This window comes from Pseudomonas sp. B3G-3, assembly GCF_028640915.1.
GTDB classification, from domain to species: Bacteria; Pseudomonadota; Gammaproteobacteria; order Pseudomonadales; family Pseudomonadaceae; genus Aquipseudomonas; species Aquipseudomonas chlororaphis_I.
Map to the genome: position 1 here is coordinate 61,599 of NZ_JAQZAB010000115.1, position 18,225 is coordinate 79,823.

Here is an 18,225-nt window from a genome sequence, read left to right on the forward strand (position 1 = left end):
TTGCCAGAGCTGAGCGTCGACCCGAGAGAAATGTCAGACATTCGAAGCCTATCCATTGGCGTCATATCGCCCCACGGCGATTACGGCCTCAAAAATTCCCAGGCACTGAGCGGCGTCAGCCATCTGTGGCAGGATTTTTTTGCCCAGGCGCTGGCCGAGCAACGCGGCGATGGCACGAAGGTCACTGACGACAATTCTCTGGTGGCGGTGGACGGCCCGACCGAACCCCATGGCGGCAGCGACCTGCTGACGCAAATCGTTACCCAGCGCCATTGCGACGTCCAGGACACCGAGATCCGCCCGCCGGAGCCGCTGTTCCTGCCGATCGCCGAGTTCGAAATGGACCTGCTGGACAAACCCTTTCCGCCCTTCCCGCCTGAAGAAATCGTCGCCCAGCAACGCCAGCAAGACTTCGAAAGCGGCTGGGTACGCCCCATTGTCCTCAATGCCGGCCAGCCCCTGCCCGAGCCGAGCCCGGCGCCGCAACCACGGCCGTTGCACCTGCCGATCGCCGAATTCGAAATGGACCTGCTGGACAAACCCTTTCCGCCCTTCCCGCCGGAAGAGCTCATCGAGCAGCAGAAACAGTTCGATTTCGATACCGGCTGGGCGCGTCCGCTGATCCTGCAGAACCTGCGGATCGCCGCCTAAACCTCAAGCCGGTTTCATCGACAGATCCACCAGGGCCCCACATCCAGATGGAAGTGGTTGCGATGGGCGGCGTTGTAATCCGGACTCAGCACCACTTGGAACGCATCGCAGGCCCCGTCGCGGGCCAGGCGCAGAAAACGCGCGTCCGCCCCCTCCCCCGGCCAGTCCTTGAGCACGCTGATATGGCGACCGTCGGCCAGGCGAAAACCCGAGATATCCAGGGCATCCGCCGTCGCATGCTGGCTGCGGAAACCGTTTTCGCGGCTGTACATGTTGCGGCAGGCAAAGCTGCCCAGATGCTCGATGCGGCTTATTCTCTGCCCGTAAACGGCCTGGGCCGCGGGTTGCAAAGCATGGTACTGGTACAGGGCAAAGGCCACGGCCAGCGGGCAACTGGCGAGGAAGCTGCTGCTCAGGGCGATATCCCCGCCCTGCACGCGCAGGACATTGCGCAGTGGGCAGTCGGCGTCCGGGCGGCTGTCCTGCTGCCGGGCCACCCGCAAGCCGGAGTCGCGCAATACCTGATCGCACAACTGCGGGTCAGCGCGCAGGCGCATCAGTTTGAAGCGGGTCAACAGATTGGGCGGCTCCCTGACCTGCAAGGGCGCCCAGGGATTCCAGGCCGCGGGCAGTGGCAGCCAGCCACGCCAGACACTCACCAGCCCGGCCGCGACCAGCAACAAAAACAGCAACAACAGCCTGCCCGCTCGCACACTGGCTCCCAGCCGCTCAGCCCTTGAACAAGCCGTTGATCTGCGCGAACGGCAAGGCCTGGTCGGCAAAGTGGAAGCTGCCGTGGTCGAGAATTTCCTGCGCCGCCTGATAGAAGGCGCCATAGGCGGCCCGCGCCAGGGCCGAACCGACGCTGATCCGCTTCACCCCCAGCTCGCTCAGTTGCGCCACGGTCAATTTCAGGCCGCCCGACATCAGCACGTTGACCGGCTTCGGCGCCACCGCCCGGACCACCGCGATGATCTCCTCGGCCGAGCGCAGCCCGGGCGCATACAACACATCGGCGCCGGCCTCGGCATAGGCTTGCAGGCGGCGAATGGTGTCCGGCAGATCCTGGCGGCCATGCAGCAGGTTCTCCGCCCGCGCCGTGAGCACAAAGGGAAAAGGCAATTGCCGCACCGCGGCGACCGAGGCCTCGATACGCTCGACCGCCAGTTTGAAGTCATAGATCGGATCATCGGCCCGGCCCGTGGCGTCTTCGATGGAGCCGCCCACCGCCCCGCAGGCGGCCGCTTGGCGCAGGGTCCGGGCACAGCCTTCGGGACTGTCGGAAAAACCGTTTTCCAGGTCCACCGCCACCGGCAGATCGCTGGCCCCGACTATGGCGCGAACGTTGCCCAGGGTGTCCTCCAGGGACAAGGCGCCTTCAGCGTCGGGGCGGCCCAGGGAGAACGCGAAACCGGCGCTGGTGGTCGCCAGGGCCTCGAAGCCGAGGCTGGCCAGCATCTTGGCGGAGCCTGCATCCCAGGGGTTGGGAATCACGAAGGCCCGATCACGCTCATGCAGGGCCTTGAAGGTTTGGGCTCGAAGGGTTTGCGCATCCATTGGCGGCCTCCTGGGCAGGGAAATGATCCCGCCTCAGAGCAAGCCGAGTTGCTCCGCGGCGGGCTCTCTGTATAGCTCAGGCAAGGCCGGCAATCCAGGCAGGCGCTGCATCAGGCGCGCGTGGAAACGCCGCGCCAGCTCGGCGGCCAGGCGGTTATCGGCGGTGTGCAGGAAGATGTAGGGGGTTCGCCCTTCCTCGATCCAGCCGGCGACCTTGTCGATCCAGGGCACCACAGGAACGGGTCGTTGGCCTCGAGCTGCGGATGGCCGATAAAGCGCACCTGGGGAAACTGGGTGAAGGCGGCCGGGCGCGGCGGCACCTTGGGTTTCTTCGATTGCGCATGGAGCACCGACGGCTCGCTGGAAGTGCAACTGAACAAGGCGCGCGGGTCGAGGCAGATGCGCTCCACGCCACGATCCAGCAGCAGGCGATTGAGCATGCGCTCGGCATCGCCCTTGGCGAAGAAGTCCCGATGCCGGACTTCCACCGCCAACGGCCGCTCCAGGCCGTCGATAAAGCCCGCCAGCTCGGCCAGGCGTTGTGGCGTGAAGCTCGCGGGCAGTTGCAGCCACAGCGGCGAAACACGCTCGCCCAGCGGGCTGAGCAACTGCAGGAAGCTCTCGGCCGCGCCCAGTTGCTCGCGCAGGTCGCCGCCATGGCTGATATCGCCGGGAAACTTGGCGGTGAAACGGAAATGTTCCGGCATGGTCTGCGCCCAGCGCTGCACCGTGGCCTCGGCGGGGCGCGCGTAGAAGGTGGTGTTGCCTTCCACGGCATTGAAGACCTGGCAATACAGGCCGAGAAAATCCGTCGGCCGCGCGCTTTCCGGGTACAGGTACTCACGCCAGGCGTTTTCGCTCCAGGAAGGACAACCGAGGTAATAAGGCAGCAACATCAGATGTGCAGGTCGAGACCCACCACTTCCATATCCCAATCGACGAAACCGGCGGTGGTCAGGTAGCTGGCCAGGGCGTTGGCGACGCTTCTTTTCATGGCGCGCTGGAAGATCATGTCCTGTGGACGGGCGGGAAGATTGCTGGTGCGCCCGGCAGAAGCCTGGGAGCGCGCCTGGGCAGGAGTCTCGGGTTGGACTTCGACGGCATCTGCGTCCTCGAGGGAGTCGTCCAGCAGCACACTGCCTTTGCGAGGCTTGCGCTTGATGGGGTAGGACTGAGAGGAAATGCCGTCTATGCGCATAAATACATGCCCGATATCAATGATGGCAATTTAGCGGCACCTAGCCGACTACGCAAATGCCCGAGTGATAACTAGAACACAGAAAATGCAAAAGGTTTAAAAGCCGCCGGAAACTGCCGCGAAAACCTGACGATTGGCACGCTCATCGCCCGGACTCATGCTGGCAGACGGCCCTGGAGCGCGGTCAGCGCGCCTTGGGCGTCGCCACCTTGTCCCGCAGGTACACCGGTTGCGCCTCGTCCGCCGGGATCGCCTCGCCGCGTTCCCAGGCAAAGCGCGCCAGGGTCAGCAAATCTTCGGCATGGGGCAGCATACCCGCATCCTGGCCGCTGAGTTCGACGCCGATACGCTCGGCATAGCCCCAGCCGGTGCCCGCGCCGAACCAGGCGCCGCTGGCGTCCGCCGGCAATGCGGCGGCTTCCGGCGGCAACACCGCTTCGGCCCCGGCCAGGCGCATCTCGCCAGCCACTTCGCGGTAGCAGCCCCAGTAGACCTCATCCATCCGCGCATCGATGGCGGCGGCCACCTGGGTCGCACCGTGTTCGCGCAAGGCCCGCTGCGCCAGCACCGCCAGGTTCGACACCGGCAGCACCGGGCGCTCGAGGGCGAAGGCCAGGCCCTGCACCACGCCTATGGCGATCCGCACCCCGGTAAAAGCCCCCGGCCCACGACCGAAGGCAATGGCATCGACGGCCTGCAGGCTGGTGCCGGCATCGGCCAGCAGCGTCTGGATCATCGGCAGCAGCTTCTGCGCATGCAGGCGCGGGATCACCTCGTAATGGCTCGTCACCTTGCCGTCGTGCAGCAAGGCAACCGAGCAGGCTTCAGTCGCGGTGTCCAGGGCCAGCAAGGTGCTCATCGATGTTTCCATAAGGCAGAGGGAGTTGAAAAAAGTGACGCATTATAAACAGCAACGGCCCGCAAGCGGGCCGTTGAAGATGAAGCCGGTACGACTGGTCAGCTCAGTGCTTCGAGCACCTTGCTGGTGATCGACTCGACCGAACCGACGCCCGCGATGTGGCTGTATTTCGGCTTGCCCTGATTGGCGGCCAGGCCTTGGTAGAACTCCACCAGCGGCTTGGTCTGGGAGTGGTAGACCGACAGACGATGACGCACGGTTTCTTCGGTGTCGTCTTTACGCTGGACCAGGTCTTCACCGGTGATGTCGTCTTTACCGGCGATTTTCGGCGGATTGTAGACAGTGTGGTAAACGCGGCCCGAGGCTTCGTGTACACGGCGACCGGCGATACGCTGGACGATCTCTTCGTCGTCGACGGCGATTTCGACCACGTTATCCAGCTCGACGCCGGCCTTGACCAGCGCTTCGGCCTGAGGAATGGTGCGCGGGAAGCCGTCGAACAGGAAACCCTTGGCGCAATCGGCCTGGCTGATGCGTTCCTTGACCAGGTTGATGATCAGGTCATCGGAGACCAGGCCACCGGCGTCCATCACACTCTTGGCTTTCAGGCCCAGCTCGGTGCCGGCCTTGACCGCTGCGCGCAGCATGTCGCCGGTGGAGATTTGCGGAATGCCGAACTTTTCGGTGATGAACTTTGCCTGAGTACCTTTACCGGCCCCGGGAGCTCCCAGCAGAATTACGCGCATCGATGTGCTCCTCAATTTTTATTTAGAAACGCTCGGATTCGCCTCGTGGGGCCAATCTCGGAAATGGGATAGTGGCCGCCCAAACGGCCAAAGGCTGATCAAGATACACAGCCGACACAGCGCACACAAGCAGCCGAAAGTCGGAGCAACCCGCCGACTTTATGCCCTGGCGACAGGGTGTTGCTGGTCGCAACCCCATAACAAAGTGTCGCCTGGCGACGGTCGCCAGCCCTTTGCGGCCAGCGCTCGAAGTACCGCGCCAAGCCACTGAAAACCCCGGCAATTACCTTAGCCGGTATTACGCAAACCGGCGGCAATCCCCGCCACAGACACCAGCAGCGCCTGTTCCACCGGGCTGTCCTGCGCGCCGTCCTGGCGCCGCGAACGGGCCAGCAGTTCGGCCTGCAATAGATGCAGCGGGTCCAGGTAGGTATTGCGCAGGCGAATGAACTCCAGGGTGTCAGGGCTATGTGCCAGTAACTGCGACTGACCGGTCAGCCCCAAGACCACCGAACACGCCTGCGACAATAAGTCGCGTAAATGCGCACCCAATGGCAGCAGCGCCGGTTCGACCAATCGCTCGTCGTAGGAACGGGCGATATCCGCGTCGGCCTTGGCCAGCACCATCTCCAGCATGTCGATGCGCGTGCGGAAAAACGGCCACTGTTCGCGCATCTGCCCCAGCAACTCGCCTTCCCCGCGCTCCAGGGCCTTGCTCAAGGCGGTTTCCCAGCCCAGCCAGGCCGGCAGCATCAGGCGCGTCTGGGTCCAGCCGAAAATCCACGGAATGGCCCGCAAGCTTTCGATGCCGCCGGCGCGGCGCTTGGCCGGCCGGCTGCCCAATGGCAGGCGCCCCAGTTCCTGCTCCGGCGTGGACTGGCGAAAATACTCGACGAACTGCGGGTTCTCCCGCACCACCGCGCGATAGGCCTTCACCCCATCGTCGGCCAACTCGTCCATCAGGTCGCGCCAGGCTGGCTGCGGCAACGGCGGTGGCAACAAGGTCGCTTCCAGCACCGCCGCCAGGTAGAGATTGAGGTTCTGCTCGGCGATGTCCGGCAGGCCGAATTTGAAACGAATCATTTCCCCTTGCTCGGTGGTGCGGAAGCGCCCCGCCACCGATCCCGGCGGCTGCGACAGGATCGCCGCGTGGGCCGGGCCGCCGCCACGCCCCACGGTGCCACCGCGACCGTGGAACAGCAGCAACTCGACCTGCTGCTCGCGGCAGATATCCACCAGTTTTTCCTGGGCCCGGTACTGCGCCCAGGCAGCAGCCGTGGTGCCAGCATCCTTGGCCGAGTCGGAATAACCAATCATCACTTCCTGCGGGCCCTGCAAGCGCGAGCGATAGCCCGGCAGAAGCAGCAACTGCTCGATCACCGGGCCGGCGTTATCCAGGTCGGCCAGGGTTTCGAACAGCGGCACCACGCGCATCGGCCGCAGCACACCGGCTTCCTTGAGCAGCAGTTGCACGGCGAGCACATCGGAAGCGGCGCCGGCCATGGAGATGACATAGGAACCCAGCGAAGCCGCCGGGGCCGCGGCGACTTCCCGGCAGGTCGCCAGCACTTCGGCGGTATCGGCCGATGGCTTGAAGTAACCGGGCAGCAGCGGACGGCGGCTGCCCAGTTCGCGCATCAGGAAATCGATGCGCTCTTTCTCGCTCCAGTCGCCGTAGCGGCCCAGCCCCAGGTAATCGGTGATTTCGGTCATGGCCGCGGTGTGCCGCGAGGAATCCTGACGCACGTCCAGGCGCACCAGGAACAGGCCGAAGGTCACCGCGCGGCGCAGGCAGTCGAGCAACGGTCCATCAGCGATCACGCCCATGCCGCATTCGTGCAGGGACGCGTAGCAGAGCTCCAGCGGGTCCAGCAGCTCGCGGTTGTTCTGCAAGACCTGGGCTGTCGCCGGCACGCTACCGCTCAACGAGGCCTGGGCCCAGTTGCGGGTGGCCCGCAGGCGCTCGCGCAACTGCTTGAGCACCGCGCGATAGGGTTCGGCGCTGTCGCCGGCCAGGGTCCGCAACGCTGCGTTGGCCTGCTGCATGGACAGGTCGGCAGCCAGTTGATCGACATCGCGCAGGTACAGGTCGGCGGCCATCCAGCGCGCCAGCAACAGCACCTCGCGGGTCACCGCCGCGGTGACATTGGGGTTGCCGTCACGGTCGCCGCCCATCCACGAAGCGAAGCGGATCGGCGCCGCCTCCAGCGGCAAGTGCATGCCGGTGGCCGCATGCAGGGCCTGGTCGGCCTTGCGCAAATAGTTGGGGATGGCCTGCCACAGCGAATGCTCGATCACCGCGAAGCCCCACTTGGCTTCGTCCACCGGGGTCGGCCGGGTACGGCGGATTTCTTCGGTGTGCCAGGCTTCGGCGATCAGGCGCTGCAAGCGGGTCTGGATCTGCGCGCGTTCGGCCGAGGTCAGGTCGCGATGGTCCTGGGCGGCCAGTTGCGCGGCGATGGCATCGTATTTCTGGATCAGCGTGCGGCGCGCGACTTCGGTGGGGTGGGCGGTCAGCACCAGTTCGATTTCCAGCCGCCCCAACTGCCGGGCCAGCGCCTCGGCGCCATGGCCTTCGGCCCGCAGGCGCGCCAGCAGTTCCGGCAGCACCCGCGACTCGAACGGCGCCGGCTGCGACTCCTCGCGACGGTGAATCAACTGGTACTGCTCGGCGATGTTGGCCAGGTTAAGAAACTGGTTGAACGCCCGCGCCACCGGCAGCAATTCGTCCTCGCTGAGCTGGTTGAGGCTGGCGCTGAGTTCGGCATCCAGCGAACCGCGCCGGTCGGCCTTGGCGCCCTTGCGAATCTGTTCGATCTTGTCGAGGAAACCCTCGCCATACTGTTCACGAATGGTGTTGCCCAACAGCTCACCCAGCAGGTGAACATCTTCGCGCAAGCGCGCATCAATATCGGTCATCTACCTGTTCTCCAGCGGACTCGGGGCTCCTGCTAAGCCCCAAGAGTGCCGCCAGCACATGGCTATTAGCAAGGGCGGTCTTGGCGCGAACGGCTCCGGGCAAGGCCGGCGCACGACGAAGCGCCTTTAAACCTTGCGCGATGGAGCTAGTCTCAAGAGTAAGCCGCACAACGGCTTAGCGCCGGCACAGGCCGGTCACTCACCAGGCCCTGCCACAAGCAGGTGTTCATTGAGGTTGCCATGAAAATCCGTGAGCTCGCGCAACACTGGGAAGAAAACGCCAAGGGTCGCCTGACCAAGACCGGCTACACGATCTACCTGGATGTCGAAGCCGCCGCACGCCTGGCGGCAATTTCCGAGATGTACCCCAAGCGCCGGACCGAGGAACTGCTCGGCGAACTGATCGGGGCTGCCCTGGAGGAACTCGAAACCAGCTTCCCTTATGTCCAGGGCCAGCATGTGGTCGCCACCGACGAGGAAGGCGATCCGCTCTACGAAGACATCGGCCCTACCCCGCGTTTTCTCGCCCTGTCGCGGCGTTATCTGCACGATATGTCGGCCCAGGCAGACGAGCAGAAACACTGATCCATCCCCGCATTTTTTCCCCGATAAAAGCGTTATTCCTGACCCCGGATCGGGTCAGGAGTACCCCTGCGCACGGCAAAAGTTCCTTATTTAGAGCCTTGTCCGCGCAGTCAGAAAATTTCCGGGCGATTGGCCATCTTCTCTGAACTATTCAAAAAAGCCTCGGGTCACAGCCAATAACCATCACTGGAACGGCCGTTTCATTTTCAACGCCCTCAGCATGTCGTCACTCAGCGTTACGGCGTCGGAACCGGGATGGATTTTGATGTTTTTCAGGAGTTATCCAATGGAGTTGAAGACCATGAAGATCAGCACTGCCAAATCCTCGTCCACCCCTCTGCGCGGGCTGAAACTGGCCGCGCTGGCTCTCGGTAGCAGCCTGGTCCTGGCCGGTTGCGCCGGTAATCCGCCAAGCGAGCAATACGCGGTGACGCAATCTGCGGTCAACAGCGCAGTCAGCGCAGGCGGTACCGAATTTGCCGCCGTGGAAATGAAATCGGCTCAGGACAAGCTCAAGCAAGCCGAGCTCGCCATGCACGACAAGAACTACGACGAAGCCCGGCGTCTGGCCGAGCAGGCCGAATGGGACGCCCGCGTCGCCGAGCGCAAGGCTCAGGCAGCCAAGGCCGAACAGGCATTGAAGGACTCTCAGAAAGGTGTTCAGGAACTACGTCAGGAAGGCATGCGCAGCGTGCAATGAGCCGCGGGCGCCGATTCCCACGTATTCGCAATCGATAAAAGGACGAAACCATTATGCGTAAACAACTGATGATCCCTGCCCTGTTGGCCCTGAGCGTGGCGCTGGCGGCATGCTCCACCCCGCCTAACGCCAACCTGGAAAACGCCCGGACCAACTACTCCGCCCTGCAGGCCAATCCGCAGGCCACCAAGGTGGCGGCCCTGGAAACCAAGGACGCCAGCGAATGGCTGGACAAGGCCGACAAGGCCTACCTGAACAAGGAGGACGAAAAGCAGGTCGACCAACTGGCCTACCTGACCAACCAGCGGATTGAAGTGGCCAAGCAGACCATCGCCCTGCGCACCGCGGAAACCCAGCTCAAGGACGCCGGCGACCAGCGCGCCAAGGCGCTTCTCGATGCCCGCGACGCGCAGATCAAGCAACTGCAATCGAGCCTCAACGCCAAGCAGACCGACCGCGGTACCCTGGTGACCTTCGGTGACGTGCTGTTCGCCACCAACAAGGCCGACCTGAAGTCCAGCGGCCTGGTCAACATCAACAAGCTGGCGCAGTTCCTGCGCGACAACCCTGACCGCAAGGTGATTGTCGAAGGCTACACCGACAGCACCGGCAGCGCGGCTTACAACCAGTCGCTGTCCGAGCGTCGCGCCACTTCGGTACAGGTCGCCCTGATCAAGATGGGTGTCGATCCGGCACGCATCGTCGCCCAGGGTTATGGCAAGCAATACCCGGTTGCCGACAACGGCAGCGTTTCCGGGCGCGCCATGAACCGTCGCGTGGAAGTCACCATTTCCAACGACAACCAGCCGGTCGCGCCACGTTCGACCGTCAGCGTCAACTAAGCCCGGCTCTGCGCACTCAACCGCGCAGCCAATAAAAAGCCCCGCCTTGATCGGCGGGGCTTTTTTATTGCGGCAAACGGATCGCGGCTTGCGCTGGCAAACCTTTCGGTCACTGCTCCAGCTTCGGGGTTTCCTGGCCCATGCAGCGCACGGCGCGCTTCTTGTTGTTGACCAGCACGCCGGTCAGGCCTTTCTGCTCGGTGTCGAACAGCACCAGCACGCCATCGATGCACTGCGCCACCTCGGCCGCCGGCTCCAGGGACACCTTGTAGTCCTCGCCGGGCACGGTCTTGAGCATGGTGAAATCGTTGAGCAGCAACGCATCCTCCGGCTTGGCGAAATGCAGGTAGCCGTAGTACCACAGGCACGCCACGGTGCCGAGGATGCTGCAGATACCGGTGATGATCAGGGGGATGGCGTTACGTTCTTCGCTCATTGCGGACTCTCTGGAGGTTCTACGACTGGATTCAAAGGTGCAGGGTAATTCGGGATTTCGCCCAGGCGGCGCAGGCCGTTGAAGTGCTGCGGGTCCTCAAGGTAACGCAACATCACCTGGCGCCAGACCGGGTCGGCGAAGGTCTGCACATGCCCGCCACGGGTCAGCTGCAGCACCCTGGGCGGGGGCGCAGCTTGATACAGACGGATGCCGTTGGAAAGCGGTACGAGGGGATCGTCGATGCTGTGGTAGATCAGCTTGGGCACGCCATCCAGGCGCGCCATGGCCTTGATCGCACTGTCGCCATCCGGCACCAGCCAGGACAGCGGCACCTGGAACGGCCAGGTCATCCAGGACGTGCTCAGGGCAAAACGACCCACCTCGCGGTAACTGGCCGGCACCCCGTCGAAGACAATGGCCTTGAGCTGGCGCTGGCGTTCCGGGTGCTGTTCCACCAGATAGTGGATGGCCAGGGCGCCGCCCAGGCTCTGGCCCAGGACAATCAGCGGCTTGCCCTGGACCTCGGGCGCCCGGTCCAGCCACTGGAAGGCCGCGTCGACGTCCTGGTAGATCGCCGGCAGGCTCGGTTTGCCTTGCGACACCCCGTAGCCACGGTAATCCACCAGCAGTACCTGGTAACCCTGCTCCGGCAACCACCAACTGCCGCCGAGGTGCCCGGACAGGTTGCCGCCATTGCCGTGCAGGTGCAGCACCGTGCCCTTGACCGGCACCCCGACCTTGGCCGGCAGCCACCAGCCGTGCAGGCGCGTGCCGTCGGCGGCGGTCAGGGTGACGTCGCGGTAGTCGAGCCGGGCCTTGTCCGGGGTGAACGGCAAACCGCGCTCGGGATAGAACAGCAGCGAGCTGCAACCGCTCAAGGCCAGTAGCAGGCAGACAATGCTGAGGACTCGCATCCGTTTGAAGCCTCACGACAGGGGGTGGAAAGGGATACTTCTGGAGGAGCGAGGCTTGCCCGCGATAACCGATGGCGCGGTGACTCAGAAAAACCGCGGCGCCTTTATCGCGGGCAATCGAACGTCGACCGGCCGCTCCTACATGGGTATGCGTCAAAGGATGTTGGAGTAGTCCGCCTCGATCCGGTCCAGGCTCAGGTGGTTGAGGAAGTTGGAGAAACACATCCAGGCTGACAGCGCGTTCATGTCGCGGAACTGGTCCGGCAGGTACTTGGGCGGCACCACCAGGCCTTCGTCGACCAACTGGCGCAGGGTACGCATGTCCTCCAGGGTGGTCTTGCCGCAGAACATCAGCGGGATCTGCTCGAGCTTGCCCTTGCGCACGGCCAACTGAATGTAGTTGTAAACCATGATGAAGCCCTTGAGATAGGACAAGTCTTTGGTGAATGGCAGGCCCGTCGGCACCGAACCACGGAACACCCGGCTGGCGTTGCCATAACTTTCGGCCATTTCGAACCCCTGCTCGCGGAAGAACGCGAACACCTGCATGAAGTCCGCGCCCTCCTCCACCATGTGAATGGCGCGGGTGCGGTTGGTCAGCTTGCGCAGACGGCTCGGGTAGGAGGCAAAGGTGATGATCTCCATCAGGATCGCCAGGCCTTCCTGGGTCACGGTCGACGAGGGCGGGCCCTTGGACAGGAAGGTGCAGATCGGCTGGTTCAGGCCATTGAGGGTGGTGCCCACGTGCACCAGGCCTTCGTGGACTTCCAGGGCCCGTACATCGCGCTCGTTGAACATGGCGTCGGCGCGGATCTTGATGTAGTCGGCGCCGGCCGCCGCGTCGGCGACGATGCCGTCGGACTCGAAGACCCGGATGGTTTCCTCGGCCTCGCCGAACACCTTGTTCAGCCGGCTTTGCAGCAGGCTCACGGCTTCCTTGGCGCTCAGGGTCTTGGGTTCGTCCTTGAGGTCGCCACGGCCGTCGATGTTGTTCAGGTAATCCGAGAGCATCAGGCCCAGGTCGGCCAGGGTCGGGTCGCCGGCATGAAAAGCGTCGGAGGCCGCGCCGTAGAGCTCCTGGGATATCAGCCCAAAATCCTCGGTGCCACGGGCCTCGAGCATCCGCACCACCATGCGGTACTCCTTGCACATGCGCCGCATGATCTGCCCCACCGGGTTGAACTGGCCCAGTTGCCGGGTGATGTCACGCTCGATGTTCTGGAACTCCAGCTTCACCGCGCTGGAGTCGAAAGACAGCGGCCGGCCTTCGTAATAGGCGCGGTCCACCGCCGGCATTTCCTTACCGTTGGCCTTGAGGAAACCTTTGCGGATGTTGTCGTCCCACTTCACCGCATCCAGTACGCGGATCGGCGTCTGTGCCAGCACAATGCGATCGGACAAGGTGCGTATCGTCTGCTGGTAATCGTCCACCCCAAAACTCCCGTTAAAACGTCTGTACTGCGTTTACTTGCCCGCCCGCTGGAAGCGCGCCGCCTCGACGAACACGTCGGAGTTGGCGGGGTCGTCCAGATAGGCGAAAACCTGTGGTAGCGCGCTGTCGATCAGCACGCCCTCGCCGTCCTTGGTGTCGAACGGTTCGCCTCGCAGGGCATTCTGCCCGCGGGCCTGATTGATCTGCTCGAGATCGAGCTGGTAGAGCACCAGTTCGCGGTCGTCGGTCAACTCGAAACCGGCGATGGTGAAGTGCCCACCCAGCGCCTGGGGCACCGCCGCCGAGAGATACCAGCGGCTGCCATGGCGGGAAACGGTAAATTCGTAGGTGTCGTGCTGTTGCGGCCTGGCCTTGACGGAAGTGACGGCCTTGTAGCGGTTGTTGCCGATGCGGCTCAGCTGCAGGGTGAGCGGTTCGCCCCAGGCATTCTTGCTGGTCCATTTGCCCAGCAACGCCGCAGGCGCTGCCTGATCGGCCGGCAAGGGTTCCTTGAAGGACACCAGGCAGCCACTGAGCAGCAGGAACGACAAGGCGATCACAACGCGCCAGGCTTTCATTCAACACTCCCTATCGGCAGTCGACTCAAACACGCGTGGCAGCTGATGAAGCCCGCGTTCGCTCCAGCGCCCATGGAATCCGCAGGAAGGCCCTTCGGACCTTATCGCAGCCTGCGGCAGCAGCTACAGGGAACACATCACACCGAGGCCAGAACCAGATGCATGTACCGGGTAAGAATGCCCAGCATGTCTTCGTCGGCCAACGGCTCTGCCCCGTTGAGCAGGCCCTGATATTCCATCCGTCCGATTATAGACGTCAACACTTTGGCATCCTGTTGCGGCTCGCGGGAACCCAATACCTGGAAAAACTGGCAGGTGCCGTGCAGCAGGATCTGCTGGTGGGAGCGCACCAGCACCGCCAGGCGCGGGTTGAGCAGCGCCTCCTGGCGAAACGCCTGCTCGGCCATCAGATGCTCGCGACGGTTATGCAGTTGCCGCTGCACGTAGTCGGCGGTCAGGCGGGCAATGTCATCGGCCAGTTGCGCGCGGGACTCCGGGCTGCCGTCGCCATAGGCGACCATCTCCCGCAGCAGGCCTTCGTTGTTGGCCCAGAGCTTGGCCATGAAGGCGGCGCTGCGCTCGACGTATTGGGCGAAGGTATCGGTGAGCAGGTCATCGATATCCTTGAAGTAATAGGTGGTGGCCGACAGCGGCACACCGGCTTCGGCGGCGACCGCGCGATGGCGCACGGCGCGCACGCCATCGCGCACGACGATGCGCATGGCCGCGTCGAGAATATCCTGGCGACGTTGCTCACTGCCCTGTCGGCTGGCCTTGCGGCCCTGGTACTGAACACTTTCAGCGACCGCAGTGGCGATGCCAGCTGCACCTTCTTGAGCAATTGCACGGTTCACGACAGGTATTCCTCTCACATAAAAAATGAAAAAAGCAGTACGTCAGTGCCACACAGACAATAAAAAGCCGCCTGTTAGCGGCGGCTTTTTATTCAACATATTTACGCTTGCGGCCGCATGTGCGGGAACAGGATCACGTCGCGGATCGACGGGGAGTTGGTCAGCAGCATCACCAGGCGATCGATGCCGATACCTTCACCGGCGGTCGGCGGCATGCCGTACTCCAGGGCGCGAACGAAGTCGGCATCGTAGTGCATGGCTTCGTCGTCACCGGCGTCCTTGTCGGCCACCTGGGCCATGAAACGCTCGGCCTGGTCTTCCGCGTCGTTCAACTCGGAGTAGGCGTTGGCGATTTCGCGACCACCGATGAACAGCTCGAAACGATCGGTCACGTTCGGGTTCTCGTCGTTGCGACGGGCCAGCGGCGAGACTTCGAACGGGTACTGGGTAATGAAGTGCGGCTGTTCCAGCTTGTGCTCGACCAGCTCTTCGAAAATCATCACCTGCAGCTTGCCCAGGCCTTCGAAGCCGAGCACCTTGGCACCGGCCTTCTTGGCGATGGCACGGGCCTTGTCGATGTCGTTCAGATCATCGGCGGTCAGCTCAGGGTTGTACTTGAGGATCGAGTCGAACACCGACAGGCGGGCGAACGGCTCGCCGAAGTGGAACACCTTGTCGCCGTACGGCACGTCGGTGCTGCCCAGGACCAACTGCGCCAGCTCGCGGAACAGTTCTTCGGTCAGGTCCATGTTGTCTTCGTAGTCGGCGTAGGCCTGGTAGAACTCCAACATGGTGAATTCAGGGTTGTGCCGAGTCGAAACGCCTTCGTTACGGAAGTTGCGGTTGATCTCGAACACTTTCTCGAAGCCACCGACCACCAGACGCTTCAGATACAGCTCCGGCGCGATACGCAGGAACATTTCCATGTCCAGGGCGTTGTGGTGGGTCTCGAACGGCTTGGCCGCCGCGCCGCCAGGAATGGTCTGCAGCATCGGCGTTTCCACTTCCAGGAAGTCACGCTTCATCAGGAAGCTGCGGATGTGGGCGATGACCTGGGAACGCACGCGGAAGGTTTCGCGCACGTCTTCGTTGACGATCAGGTCGACGTAGCGCTGGCGATAACGCTGCTCGGTGTCGGTCAGGCCGTGATGCTTGTCCGGCAGCGGGCGCAGCGACTTGGTCAGCAGGCGCACGTTGGTCATCTCGACGTACAGGTCGCCCTTGCCGGAACGGGCCAGGGTGCCTTCGGCGGCGATGATGTCACCCAGGTCCCAGGTCTTGACCGCATTAAGGGTGTCTTCCGGCAAGGTCTTGCGGTTGACGTAGACCTGGATACGCCCGGTCATGTCCTGGATCACCATGAACGAGCCACGGTTGAGCATGATGCGACCGGCAACCTTGACCGGAATCGCCGCCTCGGCCAGCTCTTCCTTGGTCTTGTCCGCGTACTGTTTCTGCAGGTCGTTGCAGTAGTTGTCGCGGCGGAAGTCGTTGGGGAAGGCCTGACCCTTGGCGCGCTCGGCAGCAAGCTTTTCCTTGCGCAGGGCGATCAGGGTGTTTTCTTCCTGTTGCAGGGCCTGGTCGAGTTGTAGGTCGCTCATGTCTTTAAAATTTCCATCACAGGTTCGTTGCCCCTTGCCTGTGGCAAGGGATCGCGGGCCGGCCGCGCTCCTACAGAAGCGCGCCGTGCCCGCGGCATGGGTATCGCGGCTTACAGCCCCGACTTCAGGCTGGCCACCAGGTATTCGTCGATGTCGCCGTCGAGCACCTTGTCGCAGTCACTGCGTTCGATGTTGGTACGCAGATCCTTGATCCGCGAAGCATCGAGCACGTAGGAACGGATCTGGTGGCCCCAGCCGATGTCGGACTTGCTGTCTTCCAGCGCCTGGGAAGCGGCGTTGCGCTTCTGGATCTCCTGCTCGTACAACCGGGCCCGCAGCATCTTCATGGCGGTGTCCTTGTTGGCGTGCTGGGACCGTTCGTTCTGGCAGCTGACCACGGTGTTGGTCGGTACGTGGGTGATACGTACGGCCGAGTCGGTGGTGTTTACGTGCTGACCACCGGCACCGGAAGAACGGTAGGTGTCGATCCGCAGATCCGCCGGGTTGATCTCGATTTCCACCTTGTCGTCGATCTCGGGCGACACGAACACGGCCGAGAACGAGGTGTGGCGGCGGGCGCCGGAGTCGAACGGGCTCTTGCGCACCAGGCGGTGCACGCCGATCTCGGTGCGCAGCCAGCCAAAGGCGTACTCGCCCTTGATGTGCACGGTGGCGCCCTTGATGCCGGCGACTTCGCCTTCGGACAGTTCCATGATGGTGGCGTCGAAGCCACGCTTGGAGGCCCAGCGCAGGTACATGCGCAGCAGGATGTTGGCCCAGTCCTGGGCTTCGGTGCCGCCGGAGCCGGCCTGGATATCCAGGTAGGCGTTGTTCATGTCCATCTCGCCGCTGAACATGCGACGGAATTCCAGCTTGGCCAGGGCTTCGTCGAGACGGGTCAGTTCGGCGACCACGTCGCCCACTGTGCCTTCATCGTTCTCTTCGACGGCCATGTCCAGCAGATCGCGGCAATCGGCCAGGCCACCGGACAACTCGTCCAGGGTCTCGACGATCTGCGCCAGCGCAGCGCGTTCGCGGCCCAGTTCCTGGGCATATTCAGGCTTGTTCCAGACGTTCGGATCTTCAAGCTCGCGATTGACTTCGGTCAGACGCTCATGCTTTTGATCGTAGTCAAAGATACCCCCGAATAGTTTCGGAGCGCTCGGACAGGTCCTTGATAGTGTTAAGGATCGGGTTGATTTCCATGGCAGGCAGCACTCGTTGGCGAACTTTTGAAAGCCGGCGAGTATAACGTAATCAAGCTGGCGCGGCAGCCCGCCTGGCGGCTTTAGGCCCCCGCGGTGGCGGTTTTTTTCACTCGATCCCTACCTGGTTGCGACCATTGTGCTTGGCCAGATACAGGCCTTTGTCGGCGGCCGAGATCAATTGCCGGCAACTGGTGCTCGGCTGCGGCGTCATGGTCGACAGACCGATGCTGATGGTCAGGCTGGCCCCTTCGGTTGGCGCGATATGCGGAATCTTCAGCGCGGCCACGGTCTGGCGCAGCTTCTCGGCCACCAGCCGCGCCCCGCCGGGCGAGGTGTTCGGCAGCACCAGGGCAAACTCCTCCCCGCCATAACGCGCCGGTAAATCCGACGGTCGGCTGCTGGCCTCGCGGATCGCCGTCGCCACCTTGCGCAGGGCTTCATCGCCCTCCAGGTGGCCGAAGTTGTCGTTGTAGGACTTGAAGTAGTCGACATCGATCATCAGCAGCGACAACTGGGTCTGGTCGCGCATTGCCCGGCGCCATTCCAGCTCCAGGTACTCGTCGAAATGCCGGCGGTTGGACAGGCCGGTCAGGCCATCGGAGTTCATCAGGCGCTGCAGCACCAGGTTGGTATCGAGCAACTGCTGCTGGCTGACCCGCAGCGCGCGATAGGCCGCGTCCCGCTGCAACAGGGTCATGTAGGAGCGCGAGTGGTAACGGATGCGCGCCACCAGCTCGATATTGTCCGGCAGCTTGACCAGGTAATCGTTGGCCCCGGCCGCGAAGGCCGCACTCTTGATCAGTGGGTCTTCCTTGGTCGAAAGCACGATGATCGGAATGTTCTGGGTCGCCGGGTGGTTGCGGTACTCGCGCACCAGCGTCAACCCGTCCAGGCCCGGCATCACCAGGTCCTGCAGGATCACCGTCGGCTTGATGCGGATCGCCTGGGCAATGGCCTGGTGCGGGTCGGCACAAAAGTGGAAGTCGATGTTTTCTTCATTCGCCAACCCACGCCGCACAGCCTCACCGATCATTGCCTGGTCGTCGACCAGCAGCACCATCGCAGCATTTTCATCGGTTTTAAAATCGTCGAGCTGTAAATCATTCATGGGTTGTCACCTGAGTTGCTACCTGGCCAGGACAGCT

General features: G+C 63.1%; 18 protein-coding genes and 1 pseudogene. 4 read left to right on the top strand and 15 right to left on the bottom strand.

Annotated elements, in window-relative coordinates; genetic code table 11:
• Positions 1 to 30: 30 nt before the first annotated feature.
• The gene (locus PVZ80_RS20445; protein ID WP_257374743.1) at positions 31 to 651 is read left to right on the top strand and encodes an energy transducer TonB; all 621 of its coding nucleotides are present in this window, start codon (positions 31 to 33) and stop codon (positions 649 to 651) included.
• Positions 652 to 665: 14 nt separating this feature from the next.
• On the opposite strand, the gene PVZ80_RS20450 is transcribed toward PVZ80_RS20445, so the two are convergent.
• The 7 genes and pseudogenes from PVZ80_RS20450 to ppc all read right to left on the bottom strand — a co-directional run bounded on the left by PVZ80_RS20450 (position 666) and on the right by ppc (position 7,930).
• Positions 666 to 1,364 (bottom strand): extensin-like domain-containing protein, encoded by a 699-nt coding sequence (locus PVZ80_RS20450; RefSeq protein WP_038630698.1) that lies wholly within the window; start codon positions 1,362 to 1,364, stop codon positions 666 to 668.
• A gap of 16 nt (positions 1,365 to 1,380) precedes the next feature.
• Positions 1,381 to 2,208: an isocitrate lyase/PEP mutase family protein gene (locus PVZ80_RS20455; protein ID WP_028681749.1), complete on the bottom strand. Its 828-nt coding sequence runs from the start codon at positions 2,206 to 2,208 to the stop codon at positions 1,381 to 1,383.
• A gap of 33 nt (positions 2,209 to 2,241) precedes the next feature.
• Positions 2,242 to 3,104, bottom strand: a pseudogene (locus tag PVZ80_RS20460) (DUF72 domain-containing protein).
• The gene (locus PVZ80_RS20465) at positions 3,104 to 3,406 is read right to left on the bottom strand and encodes a hypothetical protein (protein WP_009047187.1); all 303 of its coding nucleotides are present in this window, start codon (positions 3,404 to 3,406) and stop codon (positions 3,104 to 3,106) included. The pseudogene PVZ80_RS20460 and the gene PVZ80_RS20465 overlap by 1 nt, the downstream one beginning before the upstream one ends.
• A 184-nt stretch (positions 3,407 to 3,590) precedes the next feature.
• Positions 3,591 to 4,265, bottom strand: coding sequence for a tRNA (adenosine(37)-N6)-threonylcarbamoyltransferase complex dimerization subunit type 1 TsaB (tsaB, locus tag PVZ80_RS20470; RefSeq protein ID WP_009047186.1), 675 nt, complete (start codon positions 4,263 to 4,265; stop codon positions 3,591 to 3,593).
• 98 nt (positions 4,266 to 4,363) lie between these two features.
• On the bottom strand, positions 4,364 to 5,011 hold the full coding sequence (gene adk / locus PVZ80_RS20475) for an adenylate kinase (RefSeq protein WP_009047185.1): 648 nt from the start codon (positions 5,009 to 5,011) through the stop codon (positions 4,364 to 4,366).
• A 288-nt stretch (positions 5,012 to 5,299) separates the two neighbouring features.
• Positions 5,300 to 7,930 carry a phosphoenolpyruvate carboxylase gene (ppc, locus tag PVZ80_RS20480; RefSeq protein ID WP_028681746.1) on the bottom strand — a complete coding sequence of 877 codons (2,631 nt, stop codon included), beginning with the start codon at positions 7,928 to 7,930 and terminating at the stop codon, positions 5,300 to 5,302.
• Between the two features lie 240 nt (positions 7,931 to 8,170).
• Between ppc and PVZ80_RS20485 the strand changes: the two genes are divergently transcribed.
• The 3 genes from PVZ80_RS20485 to PVZ80_RS20495 all read left to right on the top strand — a co-directional run bounded on the left by PVZ80_RS20485 (position 8,171) and on the right by PVZ80_RS20495 (position 10,057).
• Positions 8,171 to 8,515: a hypothetical protein gene (locus PVZ80_RS20485; protein WP_009047183.1), complete on the top strand. Its 345-nt coding sequence runs from the start codon at positions 8,171 to 8,173 to the stop codon at positions 8,513 to 8,515.
• Between the two features lie 286 nt (positions 8,516 to 8,801).
• Positions 8,802 to 9,215, top strand: coding sequence for a DUF4398 domain-containing protein (locus tag PVZ80_RS20490; protein WP_009047182.1), 414 nt, complete (start codon positions 8,802 to 8,804; stop codon positions 9,213 to 9,215).
• Positions 9,216 to 9,268: 53 nt separating this feature from the next.
• Positions 9,269 to 10,057 (top strand): OmpA family protein, encoded by a 789-nt coding sequence (locus PVZ80_RS20495; RefSeq protein ID WP_028681745.1) that lies wholly within the window; start codon positions 9,269 to 9,271, stop codon positions 10,055 to 10,057.
• A 109-nt stretch (positions 10,058 to 10,166) separates the two neighbouring features.
• On the opposite strand, the gene PVZ80_RS20500 is transcribed toward PVZ80_RS20495, so the two are convergent.
• The 8 genes from PVZ80_RS20500 to PVZ80_RS20535 all read right to left on the bottom strand — a co-directional run bounded on the left by PVZ80_RS20500 (position 10,167) and on the right by PVZ80_RS20535 (position 18,188).
• A complete protein-coding gene (locus PVZ80_RS20500; protein ID WP_023969761.1) occupies positions 10,167 to 10,493 on the bottom strand; it encodes a hypothetical protein in 327 nt (108 codons plus the stop codon).
• Positions 10,490 to 11,407, bottom strand: coding sequence for an alpha/beta hydrolase (locus tag PVZ80_RS20505; RefSeq protein ID WP_273864474.1), 918 nt, complete (start codon positions 11,405 to 11,407; stop codon positions 10,490 to 10,492). The genes PVZ80_RS20500 and PVZ80_RS20505 overlap by 4 nt, the downstream gene beginning before the upstream one ends.
• Positions 11,408 to 11,560: 153 nt before the next feature.
• Entirely contained in the window at positions 11,561 to 12,838 is a 1,278-nt protein-coding gene (locus PVZ80_RS20510) for a flavohemoglobin expression-modulating QEGLA motif protein (protein ID WP_009047178.1), read from the bottom strand.
• A 33-nt stretch (positions 12,839 to 12,871) separates the two neighbouring features.
• A complete protein-coding gene (locus tag PVZ80_RS20515; protein WP_273864475.1) occupies positions 12,872 to 13,417 on the bottom strand; it encodes a hypothetical protein in 546 nt (181 codons plus the stop codon).
• A 137-nt stretch (positions 13,418 to 13,554) separates the two neighbouring features.
• Complete coding sequence (locus tag PVZ80_RS20520) at positions 13,555 to 14,271, bottom strand: TetR/AcrR family transcriptional regulator (protein ID WP_009047176.1); 717 nt, start codon at positions 14,269 to 14,271, stop codon at positions 13,555 to 13,557.
• A 101-nt stretch (positions 14,272 to 14,372) separates the two neighbouring features.
• Positions 14,373 to 15,872, bottom strand: coding sequence for a lysine--tRNA ligase (lysS, locus tag PVZ80_RS20525; RefSeq protein WP_016705285.1), 1,500 nt, complete (start codon positions 15,870 to 15,872; stop codon positions 14,373 to 14,375).
• 110 nt (positions 15,873 to 15,982) lie between these two features.
• Positions 15,983 to 17,078, bottom strand: a protein-coding gene (gene prfB / locus PVZ80_RS20530) for a peptide chain release factor 2 (RefSeq protein ID WP_097305473.1) whose coding sequence is annotated in 2 segments (ribosomal slippage) — positions 15,983 to 17,005 and positions 17,007 to 17,078 — 1,095 coding nt in all. Because the reading frame shifts where the segments join, the coding sequence is not laid out codon by codon here.
• A gap of 108 nt (positions 17,079 to 17,186) precedes the next feature.
• Positions 17,187 to 18,188: a response regulator gene (locus PVZ80_RS20535; RefSeq protein ID WP_007927977.1), complete on the bottom strand. Its 1,002-nt coding sequence runs from the start codon at positions 18,186 to 18,188 to the stop codon at positions 17,187 to 17,189.
• Positions 18,189 to 18,225 lie beyond the last annotated feature (37 nt).